Origin of the sequence: Vagococcus fluvialis bH819 (genome assembly GCF_900163795.1) — a bacterium.
Classification (GTDB): Bacteria; Bacillota; Bacilli; order Lactobacillales; family Vagococcaceae; genus Vagococcus; species Vagococcus fluvialis_A.
Window position 1 is genome coordinate 184,876 of the sequence record NZ_FWFD01000008.1, and the last position, 20,915, is coordinate 205,790.

The following is a 20,915-nucleotide window of genomic DNA, read 5'->3' on the forward strand; positions in this document are numbered from 1 at the left end:
ATTTACTTATCAAATGATAAGTAGAAAGGAGGTTCTTAATAATTTTTAATTATTAAGAGACGTTTATGTTTTTAGCAATTAGAGAAATAAAAAAAGAAAAACTAAAATTTATAATGATTATCATGGTTACTGTTTTAATAACCTATCTTGTCTATTTTTTAACTGGACTTGCATTCGGTTTATCAAGTGCTAATAAAACCTCAGTTGATTACTGGAAAGGAGACTATGTTATTCTTTCTAAATCTTCAAATAGTAATATCTACGCTTCTAGTATTGACCAATCACTTCTTAAAACACTAGATACAAAAGGGATTGCACCACTCAATATTTCTAATACGGTTGTAACAATAAACAATGATAGTAAGCAATTTAATTTAATTTTCATGGGAATAAAAGATAACGATACTACTATCCTCCCAGAAATTGTTGCTGGAGAAAAAATAAAAAAAGATAATCAAATTATTTTGTCAGAATCATTTAAAAAGTCAGCTAATATCAAGTTAAACGATACTATCCGTCTTTCTAATGTCAATCGTACTTTTAAAGTCGTTGGTTTTTCTAAAGAAGCAGAGTACAACACTCAACCTGTAGGCTACGTTTCTTTAAATCAAGCTTCCCAAGTGATGATGACTTACAAGACTAAAAATACTACAGATGCTATTACTTCTCCTACACCCAATATGCCTAATAGAGTATCCGCATTAATTAGTAAAAATAAACTATCATCATCCTTTTTAAAACAAAATAATTTAATTCAACTTTCTATGGCTGAATTTATTAATAAAATTCCTGGTTATCAAGCTCAAATTTTAACGTTTGGTTTAATGATTATTTCATTGATTATCATTTCAGCTGTTATTATTGGTATTTTCATGTACATTCTAACACTACAAAAAAAATCAGTTTTTGCTATTCTAAAAATCCAAGGTATCAGTAACCGCTTCATTAGTAGTTCAGTTATTTATCAAACGCTTATCATTAGTTTAATCGGTATCATTATTGGACTAACTTTATTCTTCATCACAATTAATTTCTTGCCTAACAGTATTCCAATTAAATTCAGTCTCTTCTTAACAGTAATCATTAGTTTTATTTTTATTATTTGTTCTCTTCTTGGTAGTTTTTTCTCTGCCATAAATGCACTAAAAATCGACCCACTAGATGCGTTATAGGAGGTATCGACATGAAAACGATCGAACTGAAAAATATTTCAAAAGACTTTAAAATAGGGGAACAACTAGTAAATATATTAAAACCGACCACTCTAACGATTAATGAAGGTGAATTTATCGCTCTCATTGGACCGAGTGGTTCTGGAAAATCTACTCTACTTACTATTATTGGGGCACTACAAAAACCCACTAATGGTGACTTAATGATTAATGGAAAAAATATTTCTCAATTGACTAACAAAGAGCTCACTCAGTTAAGATTTGATGAGATTGGTTTTATATTACAAGCTTCAAACCTCGTTCCCTACTTAACTATTCAAGAACAGTTTGAGTTGCAATATCGATTTAATAAAGAAAAGATAAATTTTAAAAAAATAGATGAAACACTTGATAATTTGGGCATTAAACAATTAAAACATAAATATTCTGAAGAAATATCAGGTGGAGAACGCCAACGTGCTGCAGTCGGTTTAGCCCTCATTAAAGAGCCTAAAATCATCCTTGCAGATGAGCCAACTGCAAGTTTAGATACAAAGAAAGCATTTGAAATAATGGCTATTTTTAAAGAAATCACAGAAAAAACGAAAACAACTATTATCGTTGTCACGCATGATTTAAGAATTTTAGATAATTGTGATCGTATTCTTACTATGAATGATGGCATACTAAGTGAACAAAACTAACTATGTTTTCATACGTCATCCTAAAAAAGCCGGATTGGGTCCTTAATTAAAATTAAGAATCCAATCCGGCTTTTGTTAATATTTATTTAGCTTCTTCTTTGTACAATACACCAATACCTGTTACAGCACTTAAAACTGAAAAGACTGGTGACAATAAACTGAAAAAAACAAATGGTAAGTAAGTTAAGGTTGGAACACCAAAGGTACTAGCCACAAAACTACCTGCAATTCCCCAAGGTATTAAGTAATTGATTACCGTTCCGCCATCTTCTAGCGTTCTACTTAAAACAACTGGATCGATATTTCGTTCATCGTAAGCTTCTTTAAAGGCATTCCCTGGTAAGATAACTGACAAGAATTGTTCCCCAATAAAGATGTTCACACCAATACTAGAAAGCAATGTCACAACAATTAATTGCCATGTTGAATTTAGCTTTTTAACTAAAGATTCTATGACAGTCGTAACTAACCCAATTTCCATTAAAATTCCACCTAATGAAAGAGTTAAAATAATCAATGCCACTGTTGGCATCATACTGTCAATACCACCTCTTGAAAGAAGTAAATCAATTTGTTGATTCCCCGTTTCAGAGACAAATCCTTTTTCCACAACAGTCGCAATGCTTGAAATAGCTGTTGACGGCTTTTGGATAAAAATCATCACAATCCCAACAATGACATTAAGTAAGATTGTAATAATTGCTGGGATTTTTTTCCACGCACATACTAACATCAAAATAATCGGGATCACTGACCAAAATGAAATTGAAAAGTTTGATTCTAATACATTAACAACAGTATCAATTTCACTTAGATCAGCATTTGTGTTACTTATACCTAATACTGCAAACAATATCAATGAGATAACAAATGCAGGAATGGTTGACCACATTAAATGTTTGATATGTTTAAAGAGATCCGCTCCAACAATTGCTGAGGCTAAGTTCGTTGATTCAGATAAAGGTGACATCTTATCTCCAAATACTGAACCTGAAACAATCGCTCCAACAACTAACGCTGGATTTAATCCAATAGTTGCACCGATTCCGAAAAAGGCAATTCCAATCGTTGACATAACTGTAAAGGCACTTCCCACAGCACTTCCAACAATCGCACAAACTAAAAATACAGAAGGGACAAACCATTTCACACTAATAATTTTAAATCCAACAACCATTAATGTTGGAATAATTCCTGCTTGAATCCAAACAGCTATTAAAGCTCCTACCAACAAAAAGATAAAAATGGGGATAATTCCTGGTTTTAACCCAGAGACAATTCCGTTATTAATAATTTCCATAGGCATTCTTTTTAATAATACGTAAAAAATACTGACACTAATGGCAAATAAAATCGTAATATTAGGTGATAATTTTAATCCAATCACCCCTACTGAAATACTTAATATAATTAAACCTAAAACAATACTTGCTTCTAATAACCCAATTTTTTTATTCATTATTTTTTCTCCTCTAGTTTTTTATTTTTTTCAAAAACCAGATCGACAATAACGAACAATTCCTCCACAACTCTGTTTCATCATTTTTCCTCCTAAATATAAAAAAAGTCACCCAAATAGCTTATGCTATAAGGGCGACTTTGATATCGCGGTACCACCTTAATTTAAAAATAATAACTTATTTTTATCTCTGATTTGTTTATTTATATGTCTTTTTTAGTGTAATTCAATAATAAGTTGGATCGATTTTCAGCAACCATCGATTTTCTTAGGCTCAACTCTTATTATCTACTTGGTTAAAAAAGTAAATCTTGTTTCATATCCTAAACGGAATCTAAAAAAAAGTCAAGCTTCTTTTATCGCCATAAAAATTCGGCAATGTATTCGTCAACTTCTTCATTTTTTCTAAGATCACTATGACCAGCGTTTACACCATAAATAGTTTCACTTTTAACTTCAATTCCTTTTTCTTCTAGTAAAGAATAAATTCCTAGAGAGCTATTCAAAGGTACAGTTCCGTCACTTTTATCGATTTCAGAAATTTGCCCAGCAATCAATAAAAAAGAAGTTTCTTTCTTTAAATTTTTTGATAAGTCCCTGTAGTTTTCTAACTGAGGACTAACTTGCATTGGCCCATTACGTAAAATATCTTCACCTTGTTGGTCTTTAATTTCAATAAATTCATTAAATGGTGCACCTATAGCAACTAATTTATTAACTTTAGGTAACTTGTCATCATTGGGATAAGTTTCTAGGTATAGAAAACTGCTAATTCCACCCATCGAAAAACCAACTAAATTAACTTCATTCACACCATAATTTGTTTTTAAATAACTTAATGCCACTTTAATCCACTCAGCCTGATCCCATTGATGGGTTTTATTATCCTCAAAAGCCAGCCTGATTACAGGATTGTTTTTTTGAAACGATTGATTACTATTCTTTGATGTGGAAATTTCACCTTTTTTTGAAACAACCATCTCCATCGTATCAGTAGAAAATCCTAATTTTTCGAAACGATGCGTCATTCCTTTTAGAGTTTTATTTGATCCACTATATCCATGGATGAAAACTGTGGGAATATTACTTTTTTTAATTTCTTCACTTGCTGGGGTTGATTGATTACTCGCTTGTTTAACTGTCGATTCTTTTTTGCATCCAACTAATAATAAAAACAAACTCATAAAAATAGCTAAATAAGTTTTTCGCTTCATTTTCATCCATCCTTTCTTTAGTAATAAATAAGTCACTCATCACCAAAATTATACTTCAAATTTTGATGGTGAGTGACTTATTTTAACATTTTTTCTAAGTACTATCGTGGCTAAATGCCAGGCATTTTTTAACTAAAATAACTATTATAGTTTGTCGATTTGTTCAAAGTCTAACTCAGTACTCGTTTCACGACCAAACATATCAATATTAACTTTTAATTTTTGTTTTTCGTTATCAATTTCTGTGATTTCACCAGTAAGACCTGAGAATGCTCCCTCGATAATCGTTACTGTTTCACCCAATTCAACATCTAAATCAACGTGACGTTTACTAATACCAAGTTTTCTTAAGATGTGCTCAATTTCTTCATCTAATAAAGGAGCTGGTTTACTTCCGGCACCGTGTGAACCTACAAACCCAGTAACTCCCGGTGTATTACGTACGATATACCAAGAATCATCAGTCATAACCATTTCAACTAAAACATAACCTGGAAAAGTTTTTTTTGCTGAAATTTTTTCTTTTCCATTTTTTATTTCTCTTTCTTCTTCTTCTGGTACAACAACTCTATGAATAAATTCTTCCATTCCCATACTTTGTGCACGTGATTCAATGTTTGTTTTAACTTTATTTTCATAACCAGAATATGTATGTAAAACATACCAGTGTTTTTCAAATGATTCCATTAGGATTTCCCGCCTTTTCTTGATAAAATAAAAAAACCTCAGCCTTTGTGCGAAGTTTTTCCCTTTTGTATATTATACCACTCACGCTCTATGATTACTAGAATTTTGTTAATTATACGAACATTTGCATAATGGCATTAATCGCTAGATCCGCTACCCAAAAGAATGCTGCAAAAAGTAATGTTGACTGAATAACTGTAATAACATCTTTTGTTAACTTAGTTTTAGTAGGCCATGTAACAATTTTCATTTCATCAATAACACTCTTCATAAATTTCATTTTTATAATCTCCTTAATACTTTTTTGGATACTTAATTGACTAATCATAGTCACCTTTATTTCATTTAAAATCCCAATAGACATCTTTTATTATAACGTTAATAACTAAAGCTTTCAAGAGAAAAATTGTCTCTTTCTATTTATCAACAAAAAAACCATCGTCAAAAAAACGATAGCTATGTTTACCTATTTAGTTTCGCTATGTAACGTGTGCTTTTCACAGTATTTACAGAATTTTTTTACTTCTAAACGTTCTGTTCTATTCGTGTCACTCACGGCTCTTGAATAATTTCTTGAACCACAGACTGTACAAGCTAAAGCTGATTTTCTTTGTCCCAACGTGGTATCCTCCTACCATTTTAATCGTTAAGTCAATTTATCATCATTTTATCATTATGTCAAATTTAAATTCTAGAAAAAGCTTATCTATTCCCGTCAAAACGTGGTTTGTTTCTTAAAATAGTTATGTTATTATTACTATGTAATGAAAAAATGAAGGGAGACTTTTATTATGTTAATTGAATCAGTTTGTATACCTAAAAGACAGTTAACTACTGTTAGCGAATCTTGTTCTCTAGAAGAAGCACTTGAAATACTTGAAAAATCAGGTTTCCGATGTGTACCTGTTCTAGATGAAGCAGATCATATTTTTAGAGGGAATATCTACAAAATGCATATTTATCGCCACAAAGCAAACGGTGGAGATATGTCATTGCCAGTCACTCACTTAATTAAAAATGCAACAAAATCTATTCCTTTAAATTCGTCATTCTTTAAAATTTTCTTTACGATTAAAGAGCTCCCATATATTGCAGTTTTAGACAGCGATAATATGTTCTATGGTATTCTAACACATAGTGGCTTATTAGGAATTTTATCACAGTCATGGAATGTCAATGAAGGACGCTTCGCACTAACTGTGGCTTCAACAGGTAAAAAAGGTGATTTAGCAAGTATGACTAAAATCATTTCTAAACACTCAGATATCGCTAGTTGTATCACATTAGATGTGGGTAAAGATGAGTATATTAGAAGAACTATCATCACTCTTCCTGCAAATACGGATAAAGAAACATGTGATATCATTATTAAAGCTTTGGAGAAGAAAGATTTCTTTGTAGCTCAAGTAGAAGATTTAAGTACCGGAATAAACTAAAAGAAGTTGCTCACAGTCGTGAGCAACTTCTTTTTTTGTTTATTTAGGGCTTAAAAAGCAGCTCCTTCAACAACTTCACAACCAATAATCAATCCCAAAAGCATGGATTATTTATCGGTTCTTCCAGTTGCTTGGAGCTAAGCGCTTTTTTCACCACCCTGGTTAATATCGATCAAAATGTACAAATTTATTAATATAATAAATAACTGGTGCAGAAATACTCATAACAATAAGTTCACTTAAGAATAATGTGCCATAAGTTATCCAAAAGAAAGATGATCCTATTGCTTGATTACTTAAGATTGAAATCATTATCGCAATCAGAATCATACTGATTGAGAAAATAAACGTATTGAAAATCATTCTTTTTTTTGTATCTTTAATCCATTTTTCTGAATAAGCTGTCAGAAGTAGTGCTATTAATGTCTGTGAGCCACCAAAGACAACATCCATCAAACCACCATGTGAAAAAAATAAATTAAAAACAACAACACCTAGAAAGACACCCCACATTAATTTTTTATTAAAAACAACAATGTGATTTAAACTTTCCGAAATTCTAAATTGAATTGGACCTTGAGCAATGGGTGCTATAACTAATGTTAATGCAATATATAAGCCCGCAATAAGTCCATTCAAAATAATTATTTGGGTGTTTGTTTGTACCCCTTGTTTTTCCATTCTTTCTTTCTCCTTCCTAGTTTTTTTATCGCAGGATGGTATCAACGAACTGCGGTTCCTAAAAAAATACGAACGATACCATCCTACTCTCTTCCTTAACTTTTGTCAAAGTAATTTATATCTTACAATCTTTCCTTTATACTAGAAATTAAAGGAGTGAAAAATATGACATTTATTTTTAATGAAATCCAAAAATTAACCACGTACCACTTTGAATTACTTTTAGAAGCTGACCCTTCACAACAAATTGTTGAAGATTATACTACAAGAGGGGTTGTTTTTGAAGTATTACAAGCACAACAACTCGTAGGAATTGTTGTGCTACTACCTACCCGCCCAGAAACGATAGAAATTGTTAATATAGCCGTCCATCCCAACTTCCAAAACCAAGGAATTGGACAAGAAATCATTAAATTTTCTATCCAAACAGCAAAAGATAAACAATACCATACTCTTGAAATTGGTACTGGTTCAACTAGTTTAGCGCAACTTTATCTTTATCAAAAAATGAATTTTAGAATCACAGGTGTTGATCGTGATTTCTTTTTACGTCACTATCCAGAAGAAATCATTGAAAATGGTTTAATTTTAAAAGACATGATCCGGCTACAACAGGATTTATAAAGCGTATTACTATCGTTCTATCATACCTATCGAAGTATAGATCTTATTCTTTTTATTCCCAATTGATACTTTAAAAAAAGTAATGATAAAAAATATATTTTTTTTGCCTCTAACCATTGTTTTTTGGTATATTACTATTATTGGTTAAAAAGGAGATCTACTACATGAAAAAACTTACTTTACACCTCATCGTAAATGTTCAGGCAGGTGCAGGTAACGCAAAAAAAGTTTATACCATTTCTAAAGAATTTTTAAATAAAAAAAATATAGAATTCATCCCCTATTTTACTGAATACGCTGGGCACGAAAAAAAAATCACACGCTATTTATTGAAAAAAATCTTGATAGAGTGGCAACCTGATATTGATAATTTCCCACTTTTGGTTGTTTTAGGTGGTGATGGAACACTTCATGAGGTTATCAATGTTTTACATGACCATCCTAAGATACCTATCGGCTATATTCCTGGTGGTTCTGGCAATGATTTCGCAAGAGGGGTTTCACTATCAATAAATACTAAAGAAGCTCTAGATAGATTAACTTCTTTGAATCACCCTTCTCCTGTAAAAGTAATCCATGCGAAATTTAAAAATACGGATACCAAACGTATTATTTTAAACAATATCGGGATTGGTTTAGATGCTAACATCGTCACAACCGCTAATCATTCTAAAACCAAAAAACTACTTAATAAATTGCATTTAGGTTCTTTAACTTACTTGTCAGCTGTTTTTAAAGTTTTACATAAACAAGAAGCTTTTCCAATTACTTTTAAAACAGACACACATTATCTTAGTTTTGAAAAAGCTTATTTATGCTCAATTACGAATCATCCTTATTTTGGTGGTGGCGTCGCAATTGATCCCACCGCTAGTCCTTATGAAAATGAAATCAGCATTGTTTTAATAGAGAAAGTCAATATTTTTGAAATTTTATACCTAGCTATTAAAATACTTAATAAGAAACACTTAGCATCAAAATATGTTCATCATTTTAAGTCTAGCCAATTAGAAATAACTTCTAATACCAATCAATTCGGTCAAACAGATGGTGAAATTATCGGGAATGAAGCTTACCATGTCAATTGTCACTTAGCAGACCATCTTTTTTGGTTATAAAAATAGTTTTAACAAACAACTGTCGTACCTCTTAAAACTCACTAAAAAAATACAAAGAAAGGAATGAAACAGAAATCATCCCTTTCTTTGTATTTTTATGTACGCCGCAATCCGATTACTTAAAAATTCAAATAACTTGCCGGATCAAGATACCCTTGCCACATTTCTGTGCTAACTCCAAAATGTAGATGACTGCCTGTTGAATTCCCTGTACTTCCAACTAAGCCGATTAATTGTCCAGCTGTAACTATCTCTCCTGATGTTGTATTAATACTGTTCAAATGAAAGTAACTCGTAAACAAATTATCTTCATGTTGAATAATCACATAATTCCCAGTCGATGAATTAAAACCAGTGTCAACGACTGTTCCATTTTTAGCTGCTTTAACTGGTGAATTTTCAGCCATAGCTAAATCAATACCATCATGATGTTCTTCACCACGATTACCAAAAGGGCTACTAATACTATAACCTTCTACTGGCAAAATAAAAGTACTAGTACTATCAAAGACTACTTCTTCCTGAACATCAAGTGGTTGTATTTCCCATTGATCAAATCGTGTTAAATTATTTGATTCAATAATTTCATTTAATTTTTGATCATATAATTTATCAGTTGAATAGCTTGTTTTTAATGAGGCTGTTGCCATCTCAAAAGTTTCAGCTTCTTTTTTATGGGCACCAGAAAACAAATCCCCATTTTCTTCTGTTCCATTGTTTAATAAAGAAACATAATCAGCCATGGATTCTTGATAATTTGAATATTTTCTAAACTCTATTTTATCAGGATTTTCTGAATCATCAGAAACGTAATAAAAGACAGACTCTTGTCCATACGAACCTTTCAATCCAAATAAATTATAGTTCGGAGATTGTGCTAAAACACTTTGACCATTACCAGATTCTAAAATTGCTTGGGCAATCATCACTGAGGCATACAAATCATTTTCTTGACCTAATAGACGAGCTCTTTCACCGATTGTATCAATCAAATGATTCGCCTCATGATTCTCCCACCTATTTTCTTGATTTTGATTATCGTCTAATTCACTTGCTAAAGTTTTAGTACCCATTATACCTAACTGACCGACCAATAAAGTTAATACAACGTATTTTTTTATTTTTTTCAAAAATAACTCTCCTCTAAGATTTAGCAATGATTTGCTTTTTTTATTTCAATAACCATAGTTTACAGTTTTTTTAATGAAAAAAATGACAAATCCTGTCGTTTCATACTCCCTTTTTCTAAAAATAATAGCGTACTTCCTTATTATTTCTCTTCAATTCGTTGTAGAATACTTACTTGATCATTTATATTAACGAAAAAAAAGAGACTGACAAAATTAAGTCAGCCTCTCTACATATAATCATAAGGTGTAACATCTTTCATACCTATCATCGGATCTACTTGATTACTATTTACCAACTCAAAAGTTAATTTAAAATCAATTATTTTTTCATCTTCTTTAACTTCTTCAAATAAAGTCAAAGTCTCTTCTTTTACCGTATTTTTCTCTTCATTTGCTAATTCTTTTTTTACTTCTTCTGTTTTTTCTTCTTCATAAATTTTCAGCTGATTTTCTTGTTCTTCAAGCTGTTCTTTACCCTCAACTAGACGCTCTTTTAACGTTGTTTGCCTTGGAATCATTTCACTTTCTATCGCTAATTGAAAAGCTTCCACTTCACCTAAAAGAATTAAAAAATCTTTACTTCTAGTAACAGCCGTGTAAATTAATTTTCTTTGAAGCATTCGTCCGTATTGCTTAACGAGAGGTAAAACAACCATCTTAAACTCACTACCTTGGGATTTATGAATCGAACATGCATAAGCTAAGGTAAATTTATTCCACTCTTGACGTTTATAAGTAACTTCTGTTTCATCAAAAAGTAAAACCATCTCATCTATCTTATCATCTGTATCTTTACCATACGTTATTCCCGTAATTTCTCCCATATCACCATTAAAGACATTAAATTCAGGACTATTGACTAAATGAAGAACTTTGTCACCGATTCGGTACACCTTGTCCAACCACTTCACTTCTTTTCTAGTCCCATCTTCATTATCATTTAATATTTCTTGCATTAATTGATTAAGACGATCAATTCCTGCCTTCCCTCGATACATGGGTGCTAGAACTTGCATTTCTTGGGAGGTAAACCCCTTATCCTTCGCTCTCAAAACAACTTGTTTCACTACAGATTCCATCTGATTAACAGAACATGGAATAAACGAGCGATCCTTTTGATTTTTTATCAAATCTTGGGGCATTTTTCCTGTCTTAATACTATGAGCAAGAGAAATAATTGTTGAACCATCTTCTTGGCGATAAATATCTGTCAATTCTCGTTTAGGTATTTCCTTAACAGCAAGTAAATCCGTTAAAACTTGACCCGGTCCGACAGAAGGTAACTGATCCTTATCTCCTACAAAAATTACTTGCATATTATTAGGAATCGATTTTAGCAGCGTATTAGCCAGCCAAGTATCTACCATCGACATTTCATCAACAATTAATAACCCACCTTCTAAATCCTTTGCTTCATCTAGAACTTCCTTTTCTCGGCCTGTTAAACCAAGCAAACGATGGATGGTACTAGCAGATAATCCTGTCATTTCATTCATACGTTTAGCAGCTCGGCCTGTTGGTGCTGCTAGGAGAATCGGAAATACTTCTTGTGTATAGTCATTAGGATCGAGAGATAAACCATTTAATTCAGCAAACAACGTCACAATCCCATTAACGACAGTTGTTTTCCCTGTCCCTGGTCCACCTGTCAAAATAAAAAAAGGCGAAGTGATTGCTTCTTTTATAGCTTGAGTTTGCGATTCTCCATAACTAATATCAAATAATTTTTCAATAACTTTTATTTGGTTATTGATTTCTTTTTGTGGATAAGAAATTTCTTTCTTTCGTTTTAATAATCGTTTAATTGAAGTCGTGATTCCGACTTCTGAAAAATACAGTGATTTCTCATATAGTTTGGTTCCCTCTTGAATGATAATGCCTTCTTCTGATAAATGAATAATTTCATCTGCAATACTGGCAGGATTAATTTCAAAAGGACGACTACTTTCCAGAGTCATTAAAGCAACTTCTAGCAATTGCTTAGCTTCCATATAAGTATTACCAGTATTTAAGCAACTTTGAAACAATTCATGAACAATAGCTGCCCTAATTCTTTGAGGGGAATCTGCTTTAATTCCGATTCGTTCTGCTAAAGCATCTGCTTTTTTAAAACCAACGCCTTCAATATCTTCAACTAATTGATAAGGATTTTCATTAATCATTTTTAACGTTTCTTCTTTATAAAACTGGTAGATTGAAAATGCTAGCTGATTTCCAAATCCATATTGATTTAAACCAACAATAATTTGTTCCATTCCATAATTTGCTTTTAATGTTTCAACGATCATTTTTCTTTTTTTATCATTCAATCCTTTGATTTCAAGGAGATATTCTGGATCTTCAATAATTTTATCAATCGCATCTTCACCTAATAAATCAATAATGCTCTCAGCCGTTTTTTTCCCAATCCCAGGAAATTTATCACTGGATAGATAATTAATTAATCCTGAAAGAGAGGTTGGTTTATCTTGTTGGTAGCTATCAACTTTTAATTGTTCTCCGTATCTTGGGTGATTTACTATGTCACCATAAAAACGGTATAATTCATCTTCTTGAATCTGACCAAATGTTCCTGTTACCACAATTTCTTGTGCTGTATAGGAAGAATTTGTTTCTTTCACGTTAACTAAAAGTACTTTGTAAAAATTGGTTGCATTTTCAAAAAAAGTGGTTACAACTTGCCCCACTATATAATTTTTTTCAATTTCTTCTTCATTAAAAATAAGCGCCAACCTCCTTTCTTTTTTATTTATTTAAGTATGAACCATCATTCCATAATTCTAAAGTAAATTTTCCATTTGTGTAATCAACAATGCTTAAACTATTATTCGTTAAACCGCCTTGTCTTCTAAGATCTACCAGGGGTGTTCCTATTAAAGTCTGAATACAAGCACCTAATGTTACACCATGACTAACAAACAGAATCGGACCTTGCTCAGCCTCTTCAATAGCTTGCTTCACAATATTAGTACTTCTTTCTAACATGTCTTGATAAACTTCTCCCTGAAATTTTTCAGAAGAATATTGGCTAGGGTCATTTCTTAAGGCCCACATTTCTTTAGCATATTTTTCACGACTATCAATAATTTTAGTCCCTTCAAGTTCCCCTAAACCTAGTTCTTTTAAAGCATCTGAATATATAATTTCAGGACAATTAGTTAGTTGTTCACAAATACCTTCTGCTGTTTTACTTGCTCGTACCATAGGGCTTGAATAAATAGCTTCGAAAGAAATATTCTTTAAGTGGGTTCCTAGCTTTTCAATTTCTTTGTAACTCTCCGGTAGTAACGGTGAATCCCCCTCTCTACCTTGAAATCGCATCTCTTTATTCCATTCTGTTTTACCATGCCTTGTAAAATATAATTTCATTTGCTCACACCTCTTTTAGCTAAGTTTATCGTTATCGTAGATATGGGTTCTCTCTAAGTTCGGGAAATCTTGTTGTTTTAAAGCTTCATAGATAACTAAAGCAGCCGTATTAGATAGATTTAACGAACGAACGTGTTCATCATTCATTGGTATACGGATACAATTTTTTTCATATTCTCTCATAAAATCTTCTGGTAATCCCGTTGTTTCCTTACCAAAAATAAAATAATGATCCAATCCATCATCGTAATTAACCTCACTGTATGTTTGACGAGCAAACTTACTAACTAAATGAAGATTTTCTCCTTCAATGCTTGTTAAGAAAGCTTCCAGATTCGGGTAATATTTAATGTTAACATCATGCCAATAATCTAATCCCGCTCTTTTTAATTGTTTATCATCTGTGGAAAAGCCCAGTGGTTCAATTAAATGAAGAGGTGTATTAGTTGCTGCACATGTGCGTGCAATGTTTCCCGTATTAGCAGGAATTTGAGGTTCAAATAAAACGATATGATTCATATATTTATCTTCTTTCTATAGTAAGTTTATTTATTTTAAAGGTCATTTTTACGTAAAAAAAAACGTATCGCCTCGGTGTCAATTCACTGCGAGTCGTTACGTTGATGGGAGCCATCCCTCAACACCTTTTATCAGAACAGGAATCTGATAAAAAACTTTGAAAATGACTTGACCACAGTATAGCACCTATTACAGATTAAAACAACTTAGAATGTGAAAATTACTACTTTTTTCCAACCAGAATTTTCACATCTATGGTTAACTCTTTAAAAGGATGTGCTTTGGCATAAGCTTTAGCTTTTTCTGAAGCGCCCCAGTTAATGGGAGACATTTTCAAAATATCTTCATAATCTTCTGGTACCACTGGATATTTATAAGTAAGGTGTTTTTCTTTCACTAAATTCACATCTTTTTTGAATTTTTCATAAACATTTTCATTAGAATAACTTTGTTTTTCTGGATTATCATGATAAAAAACCTCTCGCATTTCTGTTAAATAAAAAGCATCCGGAATCACTTTGATTACTTGACCACCAGGTTTTAAGACACGAAGCATTTCTTCATAATGACTAGGTGAAAAAATATTTAATAAAGTTGAGATACTTTCATTCTTAAAAGGCATATCAGTGACATCACCAGTAAAGAAAAAAGCATCTTCCGAAAAATCACTTCCTAATTGAACACCTTCCTTAGATAGATCAAAGCCTAAATAGTTAGCTTGATCGTTAAAATCAGTTACTAAACGATCAATAAAGCTTCCTTCTCCACAACCCATATCGACAATATAATCCTTTTTTGTTTCCTGTTCTAAAAGTAAACTTATTTCCTCCATGATTGGTAAGTATAAATCTTTTTGAATCATTTTGCGTCTACTTACTAACATCTCTTTGTCATAATCACTTGTCATATGATGGTCCGGAAAATGAATTGTTCCTTTTTTAGATAAATCGAATCGATGATTATTTTGACAAATCATTGTATTTCCAGAAATTTCTACAAATGTCCCTTGGCATTTTGTGCATTGAAAAATAGCTAAATGCTCCTCCACAAATTCCCGTCCGTAATCAATTTTTTTCTTTAGCATCACTTTTTTACTCCCTTGTTCCATATTATTATTCTTATTCTATCATAAAAAATAAGTAATCAGTACTAGCTTTATGCTATACTGTTCTTAAATTAACTTTAGATATATTGGAGGATTAACTCGTGATTATAAAAGAATTTTGTGCTGAAAACTTTACCGATATCCCAAGTGCGATTGCATCAGGTGCTAGTCGTATTGAACTTTGCGATAACTTAAGTGTAGGTGGCACAACTGTTAGTAAAGGTGTTATGACTGAAACTATTGCTTACTGTAGTGATAAATCTGTTCCTGTTATGGCAATAATTCGCCCACGTGGCGGTAACTTTATCTATACAGATACTGAAATTAAAATTATGGAAAATGATATTTACGAAGCAAAAAATTTAGGTGTCGATGGCATTGTTATTGGTTGTTTAAATGAATCAAATTGGATTGATGAAGAAGCGCTAAATATTTTACTTGATGCCGCAGATGGTTTGCAAATCACGTTTCACATGGCTTTTGATGCTATGAATCGTGACAATCAATTTTTAGCAATTGATTGGTTATCTGAACGTAATGTAGATCGTATTCTAACTCATGGCGGCATGAGTGGCACACCAATTGAGCAAAATTTAGAGTATATTAATGATCTCATTTCTTATGCTAACAACAGAATTACTATTCTACCTGGTGGCGGTATTAACCATGAAAATGTTGACTCTGTCGTGAATTTCTTACAAGTTAAAGAAATTCACGGTACCAAAATTGTTGCTTTCCAATTTTAAATTAAAATAGTTATTGGTGACATAAAAATAAGCCCATTCACAAAAACAATATATTTTTGTGAATGGGCCTTTTTTTTGGGGAAAACTACTGTCAATAATCAACGTCAATTTTCTTCTAAATTTTCTTCTATTTAATTAAATGTGATTTCTGTCCAGCCTATTTTAAATCCAGAATTTATCGCAACATTCATTGAGTTTATATGAGAAAAAGAGGTACTATAAACAATCAATACATTCGGTTGATCAAATAATATTTTTGAAGTTAAGCCACGGACCAACTCAGTTGCAATACCTTGTTTTTCAAACTGATGATCTAACACCTCTATACCAATTTCCCATGTATACTTTCCATTCCAATTAGCTCCACAGATAGCTTTTAATTCATTTCCCTCATAATAAGCTAGACCTATTTGATCCGGATCATTTTCTGAATAGCAAAAAGCTTCAGTTATTCTTTTATTTTCCTTAAAATTGGGAATATCTTCTTTTTTAATGAATACAAATCTTTCATTCCAATTATCCGTTATTATTTTTTCTTTTATGGGGATGAAAAAAGGATTAATTGATTCTATTTTTAAATCAAACTCTGCTAATTCAGCCTTTAATTCTTGTAAGTTTTTAATTTCTAAAAACCAATCAGATTTTTTTTGATTATATTTAGATTTTAACTTTTGAGTTAATCTATCTTCTTCCGTTCGAACATATACTTTTCCATCGTAACAAACGATACTTCCTTTAGACCTAGCCCTATATCTTGAGCGATTATCACTTTTATACGTTACAAAAGTGTTTTTATCGAGGGCTTCTACTGGACAATTAAAATCAACTGAAAATTGTTTTTTTATTAACTCTTTCATCTGCCTATCCTCCAAAATAACTACATTTTCCGATTTCTCTTCAGACCTAATAATAACCAGCCAATCAAAATAACTGACAGGATGATCAAATAAATCCACCCATACTTACTATCTAATTCGGGTAGGTGAATATTCATACCAAAAAAACCAGTTATCAGTGTTGGTATTGCCAGAGCCAAAGACCAAACTGTTAAAAATTTCATTGTGTCATTCAAATTATTATTCATAATACTATCAAAAATTTGTGATATTTTATTGACTATTTTTGCTTCCAGATTAGTCATATGATCGATTTGTTCTGCTTCTATTAGAGCATCCTCTAATCGTTCTTTTTCTTCTGGTGAGAATGTTTGACCAAAGCGAGATTTTTCTAATAGATTTAAAACATCCACATTACTTTCTGTCGCACTCACAAAAAAAGTCAATGTTTGTTGTAAGTATGAAAGTTTAATTAAATCACGATTGGTTAATCTTTTTGTTAATAAATCATCCAATTTATGTCTTTCTTTTGTCATTTCTCTGAGTACTGGAATATAGCTATCAACCAAATCATTTATACCTTCTAACATAAAGGTCGTCGCTGTGCAATCTCGATCATCGCCTATCATTTCATAGAGGCCTTTATGTTCAAGGCATATTTCTCCTTCATTAAAAGTAAAAATAGTATTATGGCCAATTAAAAAACTAACGGGTCTTGAAATATAGCGGTTTTGCTTATCTAATTTCGTTGGAACATGTAGTATCACTAAATCTAAGCCTTCTACTGGGTCGTGAATATAATTACTTTGTTCATAAATATCTGTCACATAATCTAATATTTCTAACGGAATATCATAATCTGTCAGAATAACATTTTTTTCATGTTCTGTTATTTGGTGAGTCTCTACCCACTTTAACGCACTATTTATTTTATGTTCTAGCAGCATTACGTTTCACCTCTAATGTCTTTTCCTATATTTTAGCACAAAAAAATAGAAGGTAATTTATAAAAAAACGATTCCTTCTACTAATTATTATTATGTTCCTATAAAAAAGTCCATAAATAGCTGCGCAATATTAAAATAAATTAAAACACTTGTTAAATCACTTAGCGTTGTAATAAACGGTCCACTAGCTACTGCTGGATCAAAACCTAATCTTTCCATCAACATGGGAATAAAACTTCCTGCTAAATTCGCCACAGTTATAGCACATAGCATCGCAATTCCAATAACAAAACCTAAAATAAAATTATGTTTCCAAAAACCAACGACTAAGAAAATAACGATTCCTGTTACACACCCCGTAATAACTCCCGTTAAAATTTCATTTAAAATTAGTTTAAAAAAACTTTCATCTTTATCATCTGAGATTGCTAATCGCCTCACGGCAACAGCTAAGGACTGTGTTCCGGCATTCCCTGCCGTTCCTGTAATTAAAGAAATAAAGACAGCCAGAATGCTCGCTTCTGTAATTAGCGATTCATAGTGACTAATTAATGTTGCTGTAGACATCCCTAAAAATAATAACGTTATTAACCAAGGTAATCTTTTTAATGAAGCTTTCATTGGCGTTTCTGCTACCGCCTCTACGTTAACACCTGCAAGTCCTGAGTAGTCACTAGCTGCCTCATCATCAATAACATCAATAATATCATCTACTGTGATAATTCCCAATAATCGATCATGATCATCTACGACTGGTACTGCTAAAAAATCATAATCTCTAATTGTTTTTGCAACGTCTTCTTGATCATCTGCGACGTTGACTGAAATAATTCGGTCTTCCTTCATCTCTGAAATCAACGTATCATCATCATTAACAATTAAATCTCTTAAAGATATAACACCAACTAAACAGTTCGCTTCACTTACCACATAAACATAGTAGATAATTTCAGCTTCTTGCGCTTTTTTTCTCAAAAGTGTTAACGCAGATCGAACTGTTTGATTAGCAACTATAGACACATATTCTGTTGCCATGATCGACCCTGCAGTTTTATCTTCATATCCTAACAATTGTTTTATTTTACGAACATCTTCTGATGCCATCAGACTTAAATACTTAGAGACTTCTGATTTATCTAGTTGGTTAAGCAAATCTACCGCATTATCTGTGTACATTTCATTTAGCATATCTGCAACATAACGAGGCGACATTTCAGATAAATAATCTTTCATATCTTCATGGTCTTCCTCGATTGTATCAAACATGTCTGCTATTTCTTTTGGCGAAAGATAAGTATATAAACGCTGACGCTCTTTTTCATCTAAAGAAGAATAAAATTGCCCTTGTTCATATAAATGCCAATCTAGAAATGTTTCTCGAAATTCCGTTATTTTATCAGCTTGGAGCAATTGCCTTAAAAATTCAAATTGTCTTTCCATTTCTTCGTTTTCATTCATAAGGTTTGCCTCCTATTTAATCATTTAGTAGTGCTCTCATGTCCTCAGGTAATTCTTGTTCTAACACAATTTTTTCACCCGTAAAAGGATGTTTTAATTCTAATCTCGTACAGTGCAGTGCTTGTCTTTCAATTCCTAAATGCATATTACCATCATACATACTATCACCTAAAAGCGGACAGCCAATTGCTGAAAAATGAACCCTAATCTGGTGAGTTCGTCCTGTATGTAATTGAATCCTAACAAATGCAACTTTATTTGTTTTCTTCTCTAACCAATAATCAGTTACAGCTTGTTGTCCATCTTCTGTTACTTGCCTTTTAATAATTGAAGTCATATCACGACCAATTGGCAAATCAATTCGTGCAAACTCTTCTAATTGTTCAATTTTTCCACTAACTAAGGCGGTATAATATTTTTTCAATTCACCACTTCTTAATTGTTTATCTAACATGGCATGAGCAAATCCATGCTTGGCAAATAACATTAAGCCCGTTGTATCTCTATCTAATCTCGTTACTACATGAACGACACGATCAACATATTGATGTTTATTATAATGATGCTTTACCCGATTAGCCATTGTTCCTTTTGGATGATACTGAGCAGGAATTGAGGCAACACCATTTGGTTTATTCACGACTAGCAGATGCTCATCTTCATAGACTACGTCTAAAAAACTATCATCAGGTAGTAAAGTTTCATGCTCCCCTTCATCCGGAATAATCATTGTAACCAAATCACCCTGGGATACTTCAAAAAGAGTATTCCTGATTTCATTGTTTACATAGAGCAAGCCACCTTGAAATTTAACTTTTGCAAGTAATTTTTTAGAAACACCCTGCTCTTTTAAAAAAACTTTTAATTTCATTGACTCCGTATCGACACACCATTTGAATTCCATAAATATTTTCTCAACTCTCTCCAATAAAGGCATCATTTACTCGACGCCAAAAATGTGTATGACGATACGACGCAAACTGTATTCTTTTATCTGATATTTTTAATGTCATCGAAGACAAATTTTCTTGGGGGATAACAAAATGATCCACATGTAGCTGATAATTATCACCTTTTTTTAACTCTAAACGAATCCATTCATCTTTAGCAATAATCATTGGTGAACCTAATGAGCGGTACACACGGTTATTGATTGATGCAACTTCATTTAATTGAATGGCATTAACTCGAGGATGGATGACTGCTCCCCCAATACTTTTACTATAAGCAGTCGATCCTGTTGGAGTTGATACAGATAAACCATCCCCTCTAAATGTTTCAAATAATTCATCCTTTATATAAACTTCGGCTACCATTGTTTTATCTAAGTTTTTGACTGTAGCTTCATTCAGAGCAAGAAAATGTTTTGTTTCTTCTGTGTCAGAATAAGTCAGTTTCACATCTAACAAGGGATAATAGACCCCTTTACTAACCTCTTCTTTTAAACTTTTCACTAATAAATCTAACTCGTAATCTCGCCAATCAGTGTAAAAACCTAAATGTCCTGTATGGACGCCAATAAAACGAACAAGGTCAATTCGATCAACATAAGTATGGAAGGCATTCAGTAATGTTCCATCACCGCCAATCGTTATTACAACGTCAGGTTTTTCAGTTTCTAAAATAAATCCAGCAGCAACTAACTTTTCTTTTAATTCTTTTGCCACATCCACTGATTTTTTTGCTGTATTCGCAACAACTGCAATGTTCATCTCTGTCTTGTCCTTTCTT

The 20,915-nt window shown here is 32.1% G+C and carries 22 protein-coding genes; 6 read left to right on the forward strand and 16 right to left on the reverse strand.

Annotated elements, in window-relative coordinates; genetic code table 11:
* Positions 1-65 precede the first annotated feature (65 nt).
* Both FM121_RS04985 and FM121_RS04990 read left to right on the forward strand, forming a co-directional pair.
* Positions 66-1,172 carry an FtsX-like permease family protein gene (locus FM121_RS04985; RefSeq protein ID WP_086951058.1) on the forward strand — a complete coding sequence of 369 codons (1,107 nt, stop codon included), beginning with the start codon at positions 66-68 and terminating at the stop codon, positions 1,170-1,172.
* An 11-nt stretch (positions 1,173-1,183) separates the two neighbouring features.
* Positions 1,184-1,855, forward strand: a complete 672-nt coding sequence (locus FM121_RS04990) for an ABC transporter ATP-binding protein (RefSeq protein WP_086951059.1) — start codon at positions 1,184-1,186, stop codon at positions 1,853-1,855.
* An 82-nt stretch (positions 1,856-1,937) separates the two neighbouring features.
* Here the strand turns inward: FM121_RS04990 and nhaC are convergent, their stop codons facing one another.
* From nhaC to rpmG, 5 genes are all read right to left on the reverse strand, one after another.
* Complete coding sequence (gene nhaC / locus FM121_RS04995) at positions 1,938-3,314, reverse strand: Na+/H+ antiporter NhaC (protein WP_086951060.1); 1,377 nt, start codon at positions 3,312-3,314, stop codon at positions 1,938-1,940.
* A gap of 356 nt (positions 3,315-3,670) precedes the next feature.
* Entirely contained in the window at positions 3,671-4,528 is an 858-nt protein-coding gene (locus FM121_RS05000) for an alpha/beta fold hydrolase (protein WP_179203794.1), read from the reverse strand.
* 144 nt (positions 4,529-4,672) lie between these two features.
* Complete coding sequence (gene nusG / locus FM121_RS05005) at positions 4,673-5,215, reverse strand: transcription termination/antitermination protein NusG (RefSeq protein WP_086951062.1); 543 nt, start codon at positions 5,213-5,215, stop codon at positions 4,673-4,675.
* A 112-nt stretch (positions 5,216-5,327) separates the two neighbouring features.
* Positions 5,328-5,495: a preprotein translocase subunit SecE gene (gene secE / locus FM121_RS05010; protein WP_086951063.1), complete on the reverse strand. Its 168-nt coding sequence runs from the start codon at positions 5,493-5,495 to the stop codon at positions 5,328-5,330.
* A 186-nt stretch (positions 5,496-5,681) separates the two neighbouring features.
* Positions 5,682-5,834 (reverse strand): 50S ribosomal protein L33, encoded by a 153-nt coding sequence (gene rpmG / locus FM121_RS05015; protein WP_086951064.1) that lies wholly within the window; start codon positions 5,832-5,834, stop codon positions 5,682-5,684.
* A gap of 172 nt (positions 5,835-6,006) precedes the next feature.
* Here rpmG and cbpA point away from each other — a divergent pair, with 172 nt between their 5' ends.
* Positions 6,007-6,651, forward strand: a complete 645-nt coding sequence (gene cbpA / locus FM121_RS05020) for a cyclic di-AMP binding protein CbpA (protein WP_086951065.1) — start codon at positions 6,007-6,009, stop codon at positions 6,649-6,651.
* A 162-nt stretch (positions 6,652-6,813) separates the two neighbouring features.
* On the opposite strand, the gene FM121_RS05025 is transcribed toward cbpA, so the two are convergent.
* Positions 6,814-7,332: a QueT transporter family protein gene (locus tag FM121_RS05025; RefSeq protein WP_086951066.1), complete on the reverse strand. Its 519-nt coding sequence runs from the start codon at positions 7,330-7,332 to the stop codon at positions 6,814-6,816.
* Positions 7,333-7,506: 174 nt separating this feature from the next.
* Here FM121_RS05025 and FM121_RS05030 point away from each other — a divergent pair, with 174 nt between their 5' ends.
* Together FM121_RS05030 and FM121_RS05035 are read left to right on the forward strand one after the other, a co-directional pair.
* Positions 7,507-7,956, forward strand: coding sequence for a GNAT family N-acetyltransferase (locus tag FM121_RS05030; protein WP_179203807.1), 450 nt, complete (start codon positions 7,507-7,509; stop codon positions 7,954-7,956).
* A gap of 164 nt (positions 7,957-8,120) precedes the next feature.
* Positions 8,121-9,074 (forward strand): diacylglycerol/lipid kinase family protein, encoded by a 954-nt coding sequence (locus FM121_RS05035; RefSeq protein ID WP_086951068.1) that lies wholly within the window; start codon positions 8,121-8,123, stop codon positions 9,072-9,074.
* 119 nt (positions 9,075-9,193) lie between these two features.
* Here FM121_RS05035 and FM121_RS05040 read toward each other — a convergent pair whose 3' ends face one another.
* The 5 genes from FM121_RS05040 to FM121_RS05060 all read right to left on the reverse strand — a co-directional run bounded on the left by FM121_RS05040 (position 9,194) and on the right by FM121_RS05060 (position 15,176).
* Positions 9,194-10,204 carry a peptidoglycan DD-metalloendopeptidase family protein gene (locus FM121_RS05040; RefSeq protein ID WP_086951069.1) on the reverse strand — a complete coding sequence of 337 codons (1,011 nt, stop codon included), beginning with the start codon at positions 10,202-10,204 and terminating at the stop codon, positions 9,194-9,196.
* Between the two features lie 227 nt (positions 10,205-10,431).
* A complete protein-coding gene (recD2, locus tag FM121_RS05045; protein ID WP_086951070.1) occupies positions 10,432-12,936 on the reverse strand; it encodes an SF1B family DNA helicase RecD2 in 2,505 nt (834 codons plus the stop codon).
* A gap of 13 nt (positions 12,937-12,949) precedes the next feature.
* Positions 12,950-13,573: a histidine phosphatase family protein gene (locus FM121_RS05050; RefSeq protein ID WP_086951071.1), complete on the reverse strand. Its 624-nt coding sequence runs from the start codon at positions 13,571-13,573 to the stop codon at positions 12,950-12,952.
* 15 nt (positions 13,574-13,588) lie between these two features.
* Entirely contained in the window at positions 13,589-14,092 is a 504-nt protein-coding gene (gene trmL, locus FM121_RS05055; RefSeq protein ID WP_086951072.1) for a tRNA (uridine(34)/cytosine(34)/5-carboxymethylaminomethyluridine(34)-2'-O)-methyltransferase TrmL, read from the reverse strand.
* A 223-nt stretch (positions 14,093-14,315) separates the two neighbouring features.
* A complete protein-coding gene (locus tag FM121_RS05060; protein WP_179203795.1) occupies positions 14,316-15,176 on the reverse strand; it encodes a methyltransferase domain-containing protein in 861 nt (286 codons plus the stop codon).
* A 125-nt stretch (positions 15,177-15,301) separates the two neighbouring features.
* Between FM121_RS05060 and FM121_RS05065 the strand changes: the two genes are divergently transcribed.
* Complete coding sequence (locus tag FM121_RS05065; RefSeq protein ID WP_086951314.1) at positions 15,302-15,943, forward strand: copper homeostasis protein CutC; 642 nt, start codon at positions 15,302-15,304, stop codon at positions 15,941-15,943.
* Positions 15,944-16,074: 131 nt separating this feature from the next.
* Here the strand turns inward: FM121_RS05065 and FM121_RS05070 are convergent, their stop codons facing one another.
* From FM121_RS05070 to FM121_RS05090, 5 genes are all read right to left on the reverse strand, one after another.
* Entirely contained in the window at positions 16,075-16,899 is an 825-nt protein-coding gene (locus FM121_RS05070) for a hypothetical protein (RefSeq protein WP_143597059.1), read from the reverse strand.
* Complete coding sequence (locus FM121_RS05075; protein ID WP_086951075.1) at positions 16,821-17,726, reverse strand: magnesium transporter CorA family protein; 906 nt, start codon at positions 17,724-17,726, stop codon at positions 16,821-16,823. The genes FM121_RS05070 and FM121_RS05075 overlap by 79 nt, the downstream gene beginning before the upstream one ends.
* Before the next feature lie 90 nt (positions 17,727-17,816).
* A complete protein-coding gene (gene mgtE / locus FM121_RS05080) occupies positions 17,817-19,184 on the reverse strand; it encodes a magnesium transporter (RefSeq protein ID WP_086951076.1) in 1,368 nt (455 codons plus the stop codon).
* A 16-nt stretch (positions 19,185-19,200) separates the two neighbouring features.
* Positions 19,201-20,088 carry an RluA family pseudouridine synthase gene (locus FM121_RS05085; protein ID WP_086951077.1) on the reverse strand — a complete coding sequence of 296 codons (888 nt, stop codon included), beginning with the start codon at positions 20,086-20,088 and terminating at the stop codon, positions 19,201-19,203.
* A gap of 10 nt (positions 20,089-20,098) precedes the next feature.
* Positions 20,099-20,896 carry an NAD kinase gene (locus FM121_RS05090; RefSeq protein WP_086951078.1) on the reverse strand — a complete coding sequence of 266 codons (798 nt, stop codon included), beginning with the start codon at positions 20,894-20,896 and terminating at the stop codon, positions 20,099-20,101.
* Positions 20,897-20,915: the final 19 nt, after the last annotated feature.